Source organism: Streptomyces sp. NPDC048603, from assembly GCF_043199475.1.
Taxonomy (GTDB): Bacteria; Actinomycetota; Actinomycetes; order Streptomycetales; family Streptomycetaceae; genus Streptomyces.
In genome coordinates, this window is record NZ_JBICVY010000004.1 from 89364 (window position 1) to 104540 (window position 15177).

Annotated in this window: 11 protein-coding genes and 1 riboswitch; of the genes, 3 read left to right on the forward strand and 8 right to left on the reverse strand. The window is 73.5% G+C overall.

The window, feature by feature from the left end:
- Window positions 1-207: 207 nt before the first annotated feature.
- From ACGFQ9_RS10240 to ACGFQ9_RS10250, 3 genes are all read right to left on the reverse strand, one after another.
- Window positions 208-933, reverse strand: coding sequence for a transglycosylase family protein (locus ACGFQ9_RS10240; RefSeq protein WP_393573150.1), 726 nt, complete (start codon window positions 931-933; stop codon window positions 208-210).
- Window positions 934-936: 3 nt separating this feature from the next.
- A riboswitch (cyclic di-AMP (ydaO/yuaA leader) is annotated at window positions 937-1113 on the reverse strand.
- A gap of 275 nt (window positions 1114-1388) precedes the next feature.
- The gene (locus ACGFQ9_RS10245; protein WP_393573152.1) at window positions 1389-2663 is read right to left on the reverse strand and encodes a transglycosylase family protein; all 1275 of its coding nucleotides are present in this window, start codon (window positions 2661-2663) and stop codon (window positions 1389-1391) included.
- A gap of 143 nt (window positions 2664-2806) precedes the next feature.
- The gene (locus tag ACGFQ9_RS10250) at window positions 2807-4042 is read right to left on the reverse strand and encodes a cytochrome P450 (protein ID WP_393573154.1); all 1236 of its coding nucleotides are present in this window, start codon (window positions 4040-4042) and stop codon (window positions 2807-2809) included.
- Between the two features lie 121 nt (window positions 4043-4163).
- Here ACGFQ9_RS10250 and ACGFQ9_RS10255 point away from each other — a divergent pair, with 121 nt between their 5' ends.
- Window positions 4164-5363 (forward strand): globin domain-containing protein, encoded by a 1200-nt coding sequence (locus tag ACGFQ9_RS10255; protein ID WP_393573156.1) that lies wholly within the window; start codon window positions 4164-4166, stop codon window positions 5361-5363.
- Between the two features lie 48 nt (window positions 5364-5411).
- Here the strand turns inward: ACGFQ9_RS10255 and ACGFQ9_RS10260 are convergent, their stop codons facing one another.
- Window positions 5412-6416, reverse strand: coding sequence for a nucleoside triphosphate pyrophosphohydrolase (locus ACGFQ9_RS10260; RefSeq protein WP_393573158.1), 1005 nt, complete (start codon window positions 6414-6416; stop codon window positions 5412-5414).
- Window positions 6417-6446: 30 nt separating this feature from the next.
- Window positions 6447-7073 carry a SurA N-terminal domain-containing protein gene (locus tag ACGFQ9_RS10265; RefSeq protein WP_393573160.1) on the reverse strand — a complete coding sequence of 209 codons (627 nt, stop codon included), beginning with the start codon at window positions 7071-7073 and terminating at the stop codon, window positions 6447-6449.
- A gap of 177 nt (window positions 7074-7250) precedes the next feature.
- On the opposite strand from ACGFQ9_RS10265, the gene ACGFQ9_RS10270 reads away from it, so the two are divergent.
- Window positions 7251-9716 (forward strand): YfhO family protein, encoded by a 2466-nt coding sequence (locus tag ACGFQ9_RS10270; protein ID WP_393573162.1) that lies wholly within the window; start codon window positions 7251-7253, stop codon window positions 9714-9716.
- A gap of 2 nt (window positions 9717-9718) precedes the next feature.
- On the opposite strand, the gene ACGFQ9_RS10275 is transcribed toward ACGFQ9_RS10270, so the two are convergent.
- From ACGFQ9_RS10275 to ACGFQ9_RS10285, 3 genes are all read right to left on the reverse strand, one after another.
- Window positions 9719-11194 carry a protein kinase gene (locus ACGFQ9_RS10275; protein ID WP_393573760.1) on the reverse strand — a complete coding sequence of 492 codons (1476 nt, stop codon included), beginning with the start codon at window positions 11192-11194 and terminating at the stop codon, window positions 9719-9721.
- Window positions 11195-11250: 56 nt separating this feature from the next.
- On the reverse strand, window positions 11251-11889 hold the full coding sequence (locus ACGFQ9_RS10280; protein ID WP_393573163.1) for a hypothetical protein: 639 nt from the start codon (window positions 11887-11889) through the stop codon (window positions 11251-11253).
- A gap of 77 nt (window positions 11890-11966) precedes the next feature.
- Window positions 11967-14132 (reverse strand): class I SAM-dependent DNA methyltransferase, encoded by a 2166-nt coding sequence (locus ACGFQ9_RS10285; RefSeq protein WP_393573165.1) that lies wholly within the window; start codon window positions 14130-14132, stop codon window positions 11967-11969.
- A 141-nt stretch (window positions 14133-14273) separates the two neighbouring features.
- Here ACGFQ9_RS10285 and ACGFQ9_RS10290 point away from each other — a divergent pair, with 141 nt between their 5' ends.
- Window positions 14274-14987, forward strand: a complete 714-nt coding sequence (locus ACGFQ9_RS10290; RefSeq protein WP_393573167.1) for a hypothetical protein — start codon at window positions 14274-14276, stop codon at window positions 14985-14987.
- Window positions 14988-15177 lie beyond the last annotated feature (190 nt).

Sequence of the window (15177 nt, forward strand, 5' to 3'; positions counted from 1 at the left end):
GAGCAGGAGGGTCGGCCGGTCGACCGCCCGGGTCCTGGGACGAAAAAGGGCCCGAATACCCGTCTTCCCGGACATACGGCCCCGGCTGAGGCCCCGTCCCGGCCCCGGCGGGGGCCGCCCGGCCACACACGACCGCCCGGCGCGTGGGTATCGCGCCGGGCGGATGTCCTGCCGCCGGGAAGGCGGTGGGAAGAGTTCGAGCAGACGTCAGGAAAGCTTCAGCTTCTGACCCGGGAAGATCAGGTCGGCGTCCGAGACGATGTCCTTGTTCAGGTCGTACAGCTTCTCCCAGCCACCCTGGACCTGGTGGGCGTCGGCGATCGCGCCGAGGGTGTCGCCGGTCTTGACCTCGTAGGAGCCGTTGCCGGTCTTCGGCGCGGCCGGGGCCGGGGTGGCCGGCTTGGCCGCGGGCTTGGTCGGGGCCGGAGTCTGCGCGCGCTCGGACCGGGTGACGGTCTCGGTGCGCTTCGTCTCCTTCTTCGACTGCGTCTTCTTGCTCTCGGACTTCGCCTTGGACGAGGAGCCGTTCGAGTTGCCGCCCGTGGAGCCGCCGTTGTAGGCGGAGTTGGTCAGGCCCTTGCCGCAGTGCGGCCAGGCACCCTTGCCCTGGCTCTTGAGGACCTTCTCGGCGACGGCTATCTGCTGCGCCTTGCTGGCCTGGTTGGCCTGCGGGGCGTAATTCTTGCCGCCGAACGCCGCCCAGGTGGAGGACGAGAACTGCAGGCCGCCGTAGTAACCGTTGCCGGTGTTGATCGACCAGTTGCCGCCGGACTCGCACTTCGCGACGGTGTCCCACTGCGAGGCGGTGGCGGCGTTCGCGGTGCCCGCGGCCATCAGCGGGGCGGCGATCGCGGCACCGGTGACACCGGCCAGCGTGACGATGCGGGTGGCCTTGGAGGCGCGACGGTGCTTGCCCTTGCCGGAAAGCAGCATGGAACTTCTCCTCACCGACGCCTGCGAGGTGAGCTGTCGGGTTCGGGCGGATGAGTTGCCCGGCCTCGCGTCCTAGCGCGTGGCTTTACCCCTAGCCGGTCGGTGACCGTCGGTCAGAACGGTCGCGTTCCGGCGGAAAACCTGTGGTTCCCCCGCTCCTGCCTTCGGCGCTTGCGCGACGACTGTTCCCTCCGCCCGCCGGCAGGACTCGGCGATGCGGTCGAAGGGGCCCGCGGTGGCGAGCGATTCAGAAGGTAGACAGGTCCTGCCCGGATGTTCAATCGGGGTTCCGAGCCCGAAATGGCCCCTACTTGCGCTCCCCGAAGGGGTGTTTGCGCAGGTGAGGGGCCACTTCGCGGAAGGTCACAGGGAGGACACGCCAGTTGAGCGGAAGAGACGCAAGTCTCATTTGAACGAAAGGGACATTGAGCCCTTTTCGGCTGCTCGAACTGGCCCTATTCCGCGGTTACATCCAGTTTCTGACCCGGCTTGATGAGGTCCTCGTCGGTACCGATGACCTGCTCGTTGGCCGCGTAGAGGGCCTTCGCGCCCCCCTTCACTCCCTTGGCGTCCGCGATGCTCGTCAGGCTGTCACCGGACTTCACGGTGTAGGTGGAACCGGACTGCGGGGCCGGCGTGTCAGAAGTGGCGGGAGTCTCGACCGCGGCTGCCCCGCGGTGGCGTCCGGTGCCCGCCGCCGGGTCGGTCTGCGCGGCTGCGCCCTGCTGCGCGGCGGCAGCTGACGGAGCGGCGGACGGGGTCGCCGCCGGGTCCGCGGTCGTGGTGGAGATGGTGGACGCGTTCGCGGCGTCCGGCGCACCGGGGGTGGCGCCCGGGGTCGCGGGGACCGACGGGTCCGCCGGGGAGGTCGGCGTACCGGGGGTGGTCGGCACGGCCGGCGTGGTCGGACTGCCGGGAGTGCCCGGAGTGTTCGGGTTGCCGGGAGTACCCGGAGTATTCGGGTTGCCGGGAGTACCGGGAGTGTTCGGATTGCCCGGAGTGCCCGGAGTGCCGGGAGTCGTCGGCGTGGTGGGCGTGATCGGCGGGGCCGTCGGGTTGCCGGTGAACGGCGGCGGGGTGGGAGCGGTCGGGGCCGTCGGCGCGGTCGGGGCGGTCGGCTGCTGCTCGGGCGCCACCGGGGCCACCGGCGCGGTGGGGGCGACCGGAGCGGCGGGCTCCACGGTCGGGGGCATCGGGGCCGGCATGGCCGGAACGCCCGGCATGAACACCCCGCCGGGGGTGCCGGCCGGATCGGACTGCTGGAGCTCCGAGTAGCGGGCCTTCTCCGCCCGCTCCTTCTCCTCGGCCTGCCGCTCGGCGCGCGTCTGGCCCGGGTCCACCTGGGCGGCCGGGGCGTTCCGGTCCAGGCCCGCCTGCTCGGCGCAGGACCCGAAGGCCTGCGGGCCCTCGGCCGCCAGCACCCGCTCGGCGACGGCTATCTGCTGGGAGCGGCTCGCCAGGTCGGCGCGCTGGGCGTAGTCGAGGCCGCCGGCGCGCTCCCACTGGTCCTGTGTGAACTGGAGTCCGCCGTACGCACCCCCGCCGGGGTTGGCGCTCCAGCTGCCGCCGCTCTCGCAGTCGGCCACCACGTCCCAGGTGCCGGTGTCCGCGGCGGAGGCATTGGTGGCGGCGAGCAGCGGCAGCGCGAGCGCGGAGCCGGTGACTCCGGCGGCTACGACGAAGGCGGGAGCCTGACGGGGCCTACGGTGACGGCCGTTCCCGGAACGCATGAGGGTGGACCTTTCGCGTGACAGCGGGGAAGTTCCGTGGAACCTAGCGCTCCCCGAACGCTTGTCACAAGTCGATGCAGCGCAGATCACGCGAAGGTCACATTGCTGACGCAATGTCAGGAAACGGGCTGACCGGAGGTCAGTTAATTACGGGGAGTGAACCGAACCGGAAGGGTGCGCAGGCCACGCATGATGAGCCCGCCGCGCCAGCGCAGCGCGTCCGGGTCCACCGCGAGCTCCATATCCGGAATCCGCGTCAGCAAACTCGCGAGGGCGGTCTGCCCCTCCAGCCGGGCGAGCGGGGCACCGAGGCAGTAGTGGATCCCGTGCCCGTATCCGAGATGCTGGTTGTCGGTCCGGGAGAGGTCCAGGGTGTCCGGTTCGGCGAACCTGGCGGGGTCCCGGTCGGCGGCGGCGAGCACGACGAGGACGGGGTCGCCCGCGGCGATCTCCCGGCCGCCGAGGACCAGCGGGCGGGTGGCGAACCTCCAGGTGGCCAGCTCGACCGGGCCGTCGTAGCGGAGGAGTTCCTCGACCCCGGTGGCGAGCAGCTCCGTCTCCCCCGCCGCGAGGGAGGCCTGGAGGCGGGCCCGCTGGTCCGGGTTCACGAAGAGGGAGTGGACCCCGTTGCCGATGAGGTTGACCGTGGTCTCGAACCCCGCGAACAGCAGGATGAAGGCCATGGCGGCGGCCTCGTTCTCCGTCAGGTGCTCGCCGTGGTCGCTCGCCCGGATCAGACCCGAGATCAGGTCATCGCCCGGATCATCCCTTTTACGATGGATGAGGTCGACCAGATAGTTCCGCATCTTCTTCACGGACCTGGCGACCCCGCCGCGCGGACCGCCGCCGTGGCGGATCATCATCCCGGCCCAGTCGCGGAAGTCGTCCTGGTCCTCGCGCGGTACGCCGAGCATCTCGCAAATGGCGTAGATGGGGAGCGGGAACGCGAACTCGTGGATGAGGTCCGCCTCCCCCCGGTCCGCGAAGCCGTCGATGAGGTGGTCGGTGAGCTCCTGCACCCGCGGGGTGAACTCGGCGACCCGCCGCGGGGTGAAGGCCTTCGACACCAGCCGCCGCAGCCGGGTGTGGTCCGGCGGGTCGATGTTGAGCAGGTGGGTCATCAGCTCCGCCTTGCGCTCCCCCGGGATCCCGGTCTTGCCCTTGGCGTGCGCCGGCTCCGCGTGGTGCACCGGGTTCTTGCTGAGCCGCTGGTCGGCCAGGGCCTGGCGGGCGTCGGCGTACCGGGTCACCAGCCAGGCCTCGACCCCGCTGGGCAGCGTGGTGCGGTGCACCGGGGAGTGCTCGCGCAGCCAGGCGTAGGCGGGGTAGGGGTCGGTCGCGAACTGCCAGTCGAACAGCGTGGGCGGGTCATCGTGCACGGTCCGACCGTATCCCGCCCGCGGAGCCCCATCCGTTATGTGGCGTTCGTCGCGGCTGTCCGTAGATCGGACGGAGCTTGACCTGGCCTCGTCCGCTGTTCCTACTTTCGGTCCTGTGGATGTGAGGATCTTGAGAGACAGTTTCGCGGTGGTGGAGAGGCGGGCCGAGCACGCGGTCAAGTTCTTCTACTCGCACCTCTTCTGGCACAACCCCGCGATCCGCGAGCTGTTCCCGTCCTCCTTCGAGGACATGGAACGCCAGCGGGACCGGCTGTTCGCCTCGCTCACCCATGTCATCGCCCACCTGGACGACGACACCGTCCTCCCCTATCTACGGGAACTCGGCCGGGACCACCGGAAGTTCCTGATCCGCCCCGAACACTACGCCGCCGTCGGCGCCAGCCTGCTCGCCGCGCTCGCCGAGACCTCCGGCGCGGCGTGGAACCCGGCCCTGGAGAAGGCCTGGGGCGAGGCGTACCAGCTGATCGCCGACGCGATGACGGCCGGCGCCGCGGAGAGCGATGACCCTCCGTGGTGGGACGCGGAGATCGTGCAGCACCTCCAGTACGGAGAGGACATAGGGGTGCTGACCCTGCGGCCCCACCTCCCGCTGCCGTACCGGCCGGGCCAGTACGTCAGTGTGAGCAGCGAACGCGTGCCGACGACCTGGCGCACGTACTCCCTGGGCAACGCGCCCCGTCCCGACCACACCGTCGATCTGCACGTCAGCCGGATCGAGCGGGGCCGGCTGAGCCCCGCCCTGGTGCGCGAGGCGCAGCCGGGAGAGGTGCTGCGGCTGGGAGCGCCCGGCGGGCGGATGGTCCTGCGCCGGGACGGACGGCCGATAAGCATGATCGCCGCCGGGACGGGCTGGGCGCCGGTGCGGGCCATGCTGGAGGAACTCGCCGAGCGCCCTCCCGATCAGGACGTGCGGCTCTTCGCCGTCGCCCGCGACCAGGCGCACCTGTACGACCGCCCGCTGATGGAGGAGTTCGCGGCGTCCTTCGGCTGGCTGAGCGTCACCTACATCACCCCCGCTCCGGGCCGGCACCGCAAGCAGGCCACGGACCGGCTGGCGACCGCGCTCGGCACCCGGGGGCTGTGGCCGGACCAGGACGTGTACCTGGCCGGGCCTCCGGTGTTCATCGAGCGGACCGCCGTGGTGCTGGAGGAACTGGGTGCCCCGCCGGGCCGGACCTTCCACGACGCGGTGCCCGTGGGCGGCGGGGGCCGGTCGCGCCCGCTCGGCTTCGGCGAGTGGTTCCTGAACCCGCCGGACCCCTGCTGGCACAACCCCTCGGGCCGCTCCCCGCGTCGGTGACACGAGCCGCGCCGGGGCAAGGGGGTGTCCGGCGGATCACGGCCGGGGCTATCCGTCGATGCCCTCCGCGGCGCGGATCGCGTCGCGGTAGGCGCGGGCCGCCGCGCGCAGCGCGGTCTCCGGCTCCACTCCTTCCGCCTCCGCCCGTGCGGCGAGCGCCAGCAGCTCGTACCCGATGCCCTCGCCCCGGGGCAGCGCGACCTCGATGCCGCCGGCGCGGGCCCGCCCCGCGAGTTTCGCGGCCAGGGCCAGTCCGGGCTGGCCCAGCGGGACGCCGTCGGTCACCGACTCCCGCTGCTTCTCCTCCGCCTTGGTCCGCTGCCAGTGCTCGCGGACGTCCTCGGGGGTCTCGGCCTCGGCGTCGCCGAAGACGTGCGGGTGCCGGTGGACGAGCTTCGCGACCAGGGCGCCGGCCACGTCGTCGATGGAGAAGGGTTCCTCCTCGCTCTCCTCCGCGATCCGAGCGTGGAAGACGACCTGGAGCAGCACGTCGCCGAGCTCCTCCAGGAGTTCCTCGCGGTCCCCCGCCTCGATGGCCTCGACCAGCTCGTACGCCTCCTCGATGGCGTACTTGGCCAGGCCCTCGTGGGTCTTCTGCGAGGTCCACGGGCACTCCCGGCGGACCCGGTCCATGACCTGGACCAGGTCGAGCAGCCGGGCGCCGGGCAGGTCGTAGGAGCCGGGCAGCAGTTCCAGGCCGGGCATGGCGACCCGGCCGGAGCCGGCCATGCGGGCCAGGCCGTCGGTCAGGCGCCGGTCGCCCTCACCGGTGGGCAGCACCACGACCGTCCGGCCGCCGGCGCACTCCTCGACCAGGTCCCGGGCCTCGGGGCTCTCCTCCTCCACCCGGATCCCGGCCTCCCGCAGGTAGGGCAGCTGCGGGTGCTCCGGGTCGGCGCACAGCACCCGGTCGGCGCCGCGCAGGGTCTGCCACGCGGGCCAGGACAGCAGGCCGGGCGCGACCCGGTGGCTGGTGGTCAGCAGGACGATCCGGCCGGTGCCCCCGTCGGCGGGCCGGTCGGGGTGTGCGGAGAGGGCGTCGTGGTCGGTCACACCCCGAACCTACCCCGGTGGCCGGTCGTGTCAGGCCTGGGGTTCCTCGGTGCGGGTCTTCTGCGTGATCCACGGGGTGCGGCCCTCGCCGAGGGTGATCTGCTTGGCGTCCCACGCGCCGTAGCGCGGGTTGATCTCGATGTGCAGCTGTCCGGCGGCCGCGGCGAGACGGGCCATGGCCTGCTCCTCGCCGTAGCGGTCGAGGAGCTTGCCGTAGAGGAGCTGGAAGCGGATCTCCTCGGCGGCCTGGCCGGGGGCCAGCGGGGTCCGCTGGGCCAGCAGGAGCCTCTCCAGTTGCGCGGGGTCGCCGCCGGCCTGTGCCAGCTGGTTCTTGGCGACGCCCTCGATCTCCTTGGTGGTCACGGTGATCCCGGCGTCGTCCGCGGCCCGCTCCAGGACCCGCAGCTGGACCATCCTGCTGAGCTTGACCCGCTCCAGCCGGGTGGTGGCGGCGATCTGCTGGGCCGGGTCGTCGGTGCGCTGCTGGGCCGCGCGCACGTCCTTCACCTGGGCCTGGAGCGTGGAGGTCGTGATCCGCTCACCGCCGACGACGGCCGCCGTGCCGGGGCGCGCCTCGCCGGAGCAGGCGGAGAGCAGCGGTGCCGCGAGGAGCAGGGCGGCGGAGACGGAGAGCGCAGTGCGACGACGAGGGTGCAAAGGAGCCTCCAGGGCCGTGAGATTGTGCGTCAGTGCACAAGGGCCTTGCGATGATCGATGGTATGAGCTCAGGTTGGTACGGGCCACCGGTTCGACCAACGATTCCCGTGCCGTCGGGGTGCGTGTTCACCCGTCGGCCATCCGTCCGTCTCCCGACACTGCCAAGGTCACCCCACCATGTCGACACCGCACAACGCACCGCGCCGCCCCGGCCTGTACGGATCGGCGCTCGCGGCGCTGATCGCCGCGCTGGCGGTGTGCGCCGGGGACGCGGCCGCCCGGGTCTTCCCGTACGGCCACCGGAACCGCAGCCTCAATGACCTCGGCAACCAATTCGTGCCGTTCCACGCCCGGTTGTGGGACATGCTGCACGGCGAGGCCTCGGGCGGAGTGCTGCTCAACTGGCAGTCGGGCTACGGCACCAGCTTCCTGCCCGACTTCGGCACGTACCTGACGAGCCCGTTCGCCGTGCTGGTCGGTCTCTTCCCGCGCGAGGACATCGACCTCGCGGTGTACGTGATCACCGTGCTGAAGATCGCGACGGCCGCGGCGGTGATGGCCGGGCTGCTGCGGACGATGCGGCCCGGCCCGTGGTGGGGTGCGGCGGTGCTGGGCGCCTCGTACGCGCTGTGCGGCTGGTCGGTGATCGAGGCCTCCTACAACACGATGTGGCTGGACGGCCTGATCGCCTTCCCCGCGCTCTGCCTGACCGGCGAGTGGGCGCTGCGGCGGCGCCGGACGGTGCTCGCCCCGGTGGTGGTGGCGGTGTGCTGGGCGGCGAACTTCTACACCGCCTACATGGCGACGCTCGGGGCGGCGCTGGTACTGCTGGTCCGCGTGGTCCTGGAGAAGGAGGACGTACGGGACCGGGTGCGGGTGGTGCTGCGGGCTGCGGGCGCCACCCTGCTGGGCATCGCGCTGGCCGGGCCGGTGCTGGTGCCGGTGTTCCTCGGGTCGCGGCACGCCTATCCGGGGCTGGTGCGGGAGTTCGAGCCGGAGAAGTGGACGGACCTGGCCGCGCGCCTGCTGCCGGCCACGTACAGCTTCTCCTCCCCCGCGCTGTTCGTGGGGACGGGCACGCTGCTGCTGGCGGCCGCGCTGCCGTTCCACCGGGCGGTGCCGGCCCGGAGCAGACTGTGGTGGACCGGGCTGGTGCTGGCGGTGTTCCTCTCCTTCCAGTGGAAGCCGACCCATCTGGCCTGGCACGTCTTCGCCACCCCGAACGGCAGCGCCTACCGGCAGACGTTCGTGCTGGCGGGGATCGTGGTGATCGCCGCGTGGACCGGGCTGGCGGCGGGCCGGCCGGGGCCGCGGGCCCTGGCCGGCGGCGCGGCGGTGGTGGCCGCGGCGGCGCTCGGCGCGACCGGCAGCGCGCTGCCGACCTCCTGGTCGTACGCCCTGTTCCTGGGCGGGCTGGCGGCGGCCGGGCTCGCCTGGTGGCTGCTGCACCGGCAGCGGTTCGTCCTGCCGGCGGCCGGGCTGCTCGCGCTGGTGCTGGCCGGGCAGGCGGCGGCGACCAACGCCTGGGGCCACCACGAGAAGCTGGCCCTGCTGGACGACTACCCGTCCTGGGGGCGGGAGCACACCGAGCGGGCCCGGGCGCTGGCCGCGGCCGACGGCTGGCCCGCGTACCGCACGGACCCGAGCCGGCCGGCCCTGGGCGGGAACGACCCGATGCTGCTGGGCGGACAGGGCGGCTCGTACTACAGCAGCCACACCCCGGACGTGTTCACGCGGACGATGGCGGCGCTGGGCGCGGGCTGGACCTCACGCGGCCGGAACGTGCAGAGCATCGACAACCCGGTGACGGACGCGCTGTTCGCGGTGGGCGCCCGGCTGCAGCCCGACGGCTCGGTGCTGCGCCGGGACACCCTGCCGCTGGTGACGGTCCGCCCGCCGGCGGCGGCCCCGCCGGTCTTCGGCGACTCGCCGTTCCGCAACCAGGAACTCCTGCTGGGGGCCCCGGTGTACGAGCGGCCGGTCGCCCCGGGGGTGTGCGCGGCGGGTACGGAGGCCTACCTGTGGGCCCCTGCCTACGACGGCCGGGCCAAGCTGGCGGACGGTACGTCCTTCGTGCTGCGCGGCAACGCCCCGAAGAACCGGGCGGCGATGCAGCCGATGGGCGTCTCGCACGGCGCGGCCTCGAAGCTGGTCTTCGCCAGGAAGGAGCCGCAGAGCTGGACCCTGGAGTGCCTGAACCGGAGCCGTCTGGACGCGGCCGTGTCCGCGCTGCGTGACACCGCCGCCGTGTCGGTGCGGGTCGGTTCGCGCGGGGTCCGGGCGGAGCTGCCGACCGGGTCGACGGGCACGGCGGTGCTGGCGGCGCCCCGGATTCCGGGCTGGACCTGCGACGGGCGCTCGGCGGAGAGCCACCTGGGCCTGGTCGCGATCCCCCTGGACGGCCGGACCACGACGGTGACCTGCACCTTCCGCCCGCCGGGCCTGCTGGCCGGCCTGGGCCTCGGTGCGGTCGGCCTGGCGGGCCTCGCGCTCGTTCCCGTGGGGGCGGCCCGGATGCGCCGGCGCGGCACGGCGGGCGGTCGGACCGGTGAGGGCGGTCGGACCGCTCAGGGCGGCCAGGGCGGCCAGGGCACGGCCGGTGCCCCGGCCGGGGCGAGCCCGGAGGCCCGGATCGCCGGGTGAGGTCAGCCGCGGACCTGGCCCAGCCAGGCCAGGGTCCGGCGGACCTCGGCGGGGAGGGGGTGGGCCGGGCCGTGGAGGCGTTCGGCGTCGTAGAGGAGCCGGGCCAGGGTGTCGTGGGCCGCCTGCCGGTCGCCGAGGGAGAGGAGCAGGTGGCCCATCCGGCGGCGGACCTCCAGGGCGAGCTCCGGGTCCGGGTTGGCGTAGTGGTTCTCGAACAGCGGCAGCAGTGAGCGGTACTCCGCCAGCGCCGCGGCCGCCTCGCCGAGCTGGTCCAGGCACTGGGCGGCGTCGTAGCGGAAGCGGAGGGACTGCGGGTCGCCGGGCGGGAGTTCGTCGGCGAGCCGGCGCAGCTCGGGCAGGGCCCGCCGGTACTGGCCGTCGTCCATCAGCGTGGCCGCGTACTGCTTGCGCAGGGAGCGGACGACCGGGGACTTCTCCCCATGCTCGGCGGCGGCGGCCGGCAGCAGGGAGCCCAGGATGTCCACGGCCTGGGTGAGCCTGCCCTCGTCGAGCAGGCGCTTGACCTCGTCCACGGAGGAGGCGATGTCGGGGCGCGACGGGGGTCCCCCGGACGGGGTCGGGGGGAGGGAGGCCGGGCGGGGCGGGATGACCGCGGCCGTGGCCCGGTCCGGCCAGGGCGCCTGCGGGCGCAGGAACGGCCGGGTGGGGTCCATCGGCCCGGCCGGGGCCCGGCCGCCGGCGGTGGGCAGCAGCGGGGCGAGGGCCTCGTAGACCTCCTGGGCGGAACGGGGGCGGTCCTGGGGGTCCTTGGCGAGCAGGTGCAGCAGCAGGGCTTCCAGCTGGTGCGGGATCTCCGGGCGGAGCTGGCGGACGGGGAGCGGCGGCTCGTACAGGTGCCGGTGCAGTACGCCGAGGGCGGTGGATCCGGCGAACGGGACACTGCCGCTGAGCAGTTCGTACATGAGCACGCCGAGCGCGTACAGGTCGGTGTACGGGCCGACGGCGCCGCCCATGGCCTGTTCGGGGGCCATGTAGGCGGGACTGCCGATGGGGGTGCCGGTGTTGGTGAGGCGGGTGGTGTCGGTGTCCATCACGGAGGCCACACCGAGGTCGAGGACCAGGATGGTGCCGTCCGGGCGGACCATCACGTTCCGCGGCTTGAGGTCGCGGTGGACGATGGGCACGGCGTGCACGGCGGAGAGCACCGAGCAGAGCTGCGCGGCCACCGAGACCGCCCACGGCCACGGGTAGGGCTCGTGCTCGGCGAGGTGGTCGGCGAGGTCGGCGCCCTCGACGTACTGCATCACCAGGTACAGGTCGTCGCCGTCGCTGCCGGCGTCGTGCACGGTGACCAGGCCGGGGTGGTCGACCTGCGCGGTGACCCGGCATTCGCGGACGAAGCGGCGGCGCAGCTCCTCGGCGACCGTGCCGGGGCCGGCGACCTTGTCGGGGCGGAGCAGCTTGACGGCGACGCGGCGGTCGAGCCGCCGGTCGTAGGCGGTCCACACCTGGCCCATGCCGCCCTGGCCGAGGACGGTGGCGAGCTGGTACCGGTCGGCGATGACGCGCTCGGTCAACGGTCCTGCTCTCCCTGCTGTCTGCGGAGCAGCTCGCTGAGCTCGTCGAGTTCGGCGCGGACCTGGCCGATGCGGGGCGGCTGGTGGGGCTGCTGGGCGGGCGGCTGGTGCGGCTGCGGTGCGGGCGGCTGCATCGGGACGGTGGTGTGGGCGGACGGCGGGATGTGCGCGGTCGGCGTGGTGTGAGCGGACGGCGTGGTGTGCGCGGTCGGCGGGGTGCGGTCCGCCACCGGCGGGTAGCCGTACTGCGGGGTGACCGGCGGAGTCGGGGGGTACCAGCCGGCGGGCGCGGCCGGGACGTTCTCCCAGTGCTTGATGTCGCTGTAGAGGAAGTACACGACGACCACCACGGCCGTGGTCAGCATGGTGATCATGCCGGTGTTTCCCATCCAGGTGCTGGCGTCCTCGGTGGGGTCCTCACCGACCAGGGCGAGGCAGACCACGATCAGGGCGCCGTCGGCCACGCACAGGGCCCAGTCGCGCGGGCGCCGGGTGACGACCGCGAGCCGGATCAGCGTCCCGAACGCGAGCAGGCCGCAGCTCAGTACGGGCAGCAGTGCGAACAGCACGCGCATGGTCACCAGGAACCCGTTGCCGGGTCGGGCTTGCTGCGGCGGGTAGCCGGGGCCGTGCATCACTGCTCCTGGGGACTGGCGTGAAGGACTGACGGGGACGTGCGGGTCCGAGCGTATACACCGACTCCCGACGGTGGTCAGGGGTTGTACCCAACCGTGACGGTCCCGTCGGTGAGTCCGTCGTACATGCCCTGGACGAGCTGTTCGCCGAGGCGGCCGGCGAGCCGCAGCGCGTCCTCGAACTCGGCCAGGGCGCGGAAGCGTTCGCCGTAGACGCGCTGGTCGGCCAGGGCCAGCCGGGGCAGTTGCAGCCTGCGCACGTCGAGCCGGGTCGCGGTGGAGGCATAGCTGCTGGCCTGCCGGTTGTTGGCGGTGCCGCGCAGGAACCCGGCCAGGAACCAGGGGTCGAGGGCGTCCGGGTCGGGGCGGAGCAGCTGCAGGTTCCGGCCGAGGGCGGCGCCGGCGGCGTCCGCTCCGATGACGCGGGCGGCGGAGGTCCCTCCGATCACCGGGACGACGACGTCGCCGGGTTCGGTGCGCACGGGGTCCTCGGGCCCTTCGGCGAGGGTGCCGGAGGGGGCGGTGCCCGAGTGGACGTCGTGTTCGGTGAGGACCGGTGCCTGGCCGGTGCCGCTGCCGGTACCGGTGCGGAGCAGTACGGCGCCGGCCCGGGCGAGTTCGCCGATGGTGGTGAGCGGCAGGCGGGCGGGTCCGGAGGCGGCGGGTCCGGCGGCGGGTCCGGCGGTCGGGGCGGCGGCGGGTCCGGCGGTCGGGGCGGGCGCCGCCGGGGGCGGCGGGGTGAGCCGGGCGGCCCGGGTGAGGGTCTCGTCCAGGCGCTCCCTTACGCGTGCGAGCTCCGCCGGCCCGCCGCCGGCGGCGGGCGGCGGAAGGTGCCGGGCAGGGGTCAGGTCGACGTCGTCGTCGAGGAGTTCGATGACCGGGACGACCCGGCTGACCCCCGGGGCCTCCTCGGCCGCGCCGGTGCGGTCGTACGCCGTCCAGGCGTCCAGCACCGCGGCCTGCACGGCCGGCCAGGAGGACTTGTCCCGTCCGTCGGCGGCGAGGGAGGCGGTCTCGACGAGCAGCAGCCCGGAGGGGGCGGGGCCGTGCGGGGCCGGCCGGCGCAGCACCCACAGGTGGAGCGGGATGCCGTACGGGGGCGCGGCGCCGGCGGGCAGCGCGACGACGGCGCGCAGGGCGCCGCGCCGGAGCAGGTCGGCGCGGATGCGCCGGCCGGAGCGGCGGGCGGCGACGGCGGGCGGCATCAGGAGCACCGCGGTGCCGCCCTCGCGGAGGTGGGCGAGGGCGTGCTGCACCCAGGCGAGCTCGGATTCGGTGCGGGCGGGGAAGCCGTACTCCCAGCGGGGGTCGTAGGCGAGTTCCTCGTGGCCCCAGTTGCGCTCGTTGAACGGGGGGTGGCAGAGCACCGCGTCGGCGGCCAGGCCCGGGAAGGCGTCGGCGCGCAGGCTGTCCGCGGCGGCGGCCCGGACCTCGGCGCCGCCGTGCAGGGCGAGCCGGAGGGCACCGAGCGCGGCCAGTTCCGGGCTGCTGTCCTGGATGTGGAGGGCGGCGGGGGCGCGTACGGCGCGCAGCAGGGTGCCGGTGCCGCCGGCCGGGTCGAGGACGGTGCCGGCGGCGTCGCCGGCCAGTGCGGCCATCAGCTCGGCGGGGCCGGCCGGAGTGAGCGTGTACTGGCGGGGGTTGGCGTCGAGGTGGCGGCCGAGGAGGAACTCGAAGGCCTTGCGGGCGCCGAGTTCGGCGGCGAGTTCGGCGGCGGCGCGCAGCAGCGGGACGGAGGCGGCGGGGATGCCCTCCGCGACGGGGCCGGCCAGCGGGTGGCCGGGGCCGAGGCGGGCGGTGAGGACCTCGGCGAGCAGGGGCCGGAGCAGGGCGGCCGTACGCGGGTCGGAGACTGCGGCGGCCTCCAGCCAATCGGTCGGCCGATCGCGTACGAGGAGCAGGACGCAGCCCGCTTCGACGAGGCCCGCGACGGCTCCGCCGGGGTGGCCGGAGACCTGCTGCCAGACCCGTTCGCGCAGCGGCACCTCGGCGAGCTTGCCCTGGGCGCGCAGCCATGACTCGACCTGGGGGAGGGCGAAGGAGGGGCTGGTCTCGGTGCCGCCGACCGGCTTGGGGAAGTCGACGTGACGGCGCCGCCAGTTGCTCACGGCCGCCCGGCCGACGCCGGCGAGGCGGGCGATCTCGGCGGCGGTGACTTCGGCGACGGCCTCGGTGGCGGCCTCGGTGGCGGCTCCTGCGCCGCCTGCGGGGTCGGCGCTGGCCTCTGCAGTGTTCTCCGGCATGCACAGAGGATACCCGTACACAGCCGAGAACCAGCTTCACAGCGTGAACTCGATGAATCTCATGAATCTTGTTGACTCGGTTCACAGCTTCTGTTGTTATTACCCCCGTCCCCCCACCACCGGATCGAAGAAAGGCCAGACATGTCGCACGCCTCCAGGCTCACCCGCACGGCCCTCGCCGGTATCGGCACGGCACTCGCCCTGGTCACCCTGAGCGCCTGTTCCGACACGGACACCGACGCGGACAAGAACAAGGGCAAGTCCACGAGCAGCAGCAAGCCCGCCGACTCCGGCACCGGCGGCACCAAGGAGAAGTCCCCGGAGAAGAAGGAAGAGTCCAAGAAGGCCGGCGCCTTCAAGGGCAACGGGACCTTCGAGGTGGGCAAGGACCTCAAGCCCGGCACGTACCGCACCAGCGGCAACAGCTCCACGAGCGGCTGCTACTGGGAGCTGGCCAAGGACTCCTCCGGCGAGACCGACTCGATCATCGCCAACGACAACGTGACCGGCTCCAGCTACCTCACCGTCAAGGCTTCCGCCAAGATCCTCAAGAGCAACGACTGCAAGGACTGGGAGGCCGTGGACCCGAAGGCGACCGGCAGCCCGAAGTCCGAGGCCAAGGGCGACGGCGGCATGTTCAAGGTGGGCCTGGACCTCGCCCCCGGCACCTACAAGTCGGCCGGACCGGCCGAGGGCAGCGACAACTGCTACTGGGAGCGCACCAAGGACGCCGAGCACGGCATCGACTCGATCATCGCCAACGAGAACCCCGAAGGCTCGGCCGTGGTGACCATCTCCGCCAAGGACGCCTACTTCAAGACCAGCGGCTGCGCCGACTGGAAGAAGACCGGCTGAGCCGCCGGACCCCGGCCGCCCGGAGGCCCCCACCTCCGGCCGCCGACCCTCGGGCGAGGACCGGACCCCACCGTTCCGCTTTTGGTCCCCGCCCCGTACTGTGACGCGCCGGCGGGCCTTCCCGGGCCCGCCGCGCCGGCCCCACGCCGGCCCCGCCCCACCCTGACCGCCCCACCCGCTCTCTCCGCCC

Bases quoted from the DNA above. Each gene is read 5' to 3' on its own strand.
- ACGFQ9_RS10290 (WP_393573167.1), top strand. From the start codon at position 14,274: ATGTCGCACGCCTCCAGGCTCACCCGCACGGCCCTCGCCGGTATCGGC.
- ACGFQ9_RS10285 (WP_393573165.1), bottom strand. From the start codon at position 14,132: ATGCCGGAGAACACTGCAGAGGCCAGCGCCGACCCCGCAGGCGGCGCA.
- ACGFQ9_RS10270 (WP_393573162.1), top strand. From the start codon at position 7,251: ATGTCGACACCGCACAACGCACCGCGCCGCCCCGGCCTGTACGGATCG.
- ACGFQ9_RS10245 (WP_393573152.1), bottom strand. From the start codon at position 2,663: ATGCGTTCCGGGAACGGCCGTCACCGTAGGCCCCGTCAGGCTCCCGCC.
- ACGFQ9_RS10240 (WP_393573150.1), bottom strand. From the start codon at position 933: ATGCTGCTTTCCGGCAAGGGCAAGCACCGTCGCGCCTCCAAGGCCACC.
- ACGFQ9_RS10275 (WP_393573760.1), bottom strand. From the start codon at position 11,194: ATGGGCCAGGTGTGGACCGCCTACGACCGGCGGCTCGACCGCCGCGTC.
- ACGFQ9_RS10280 (WP_393573163.1), bottom strand. From the start codon at position 11,889: ATGCACGGCCCCGGCTACCCGCCGCAGCAAGCCCGACCCGGCAACGGG.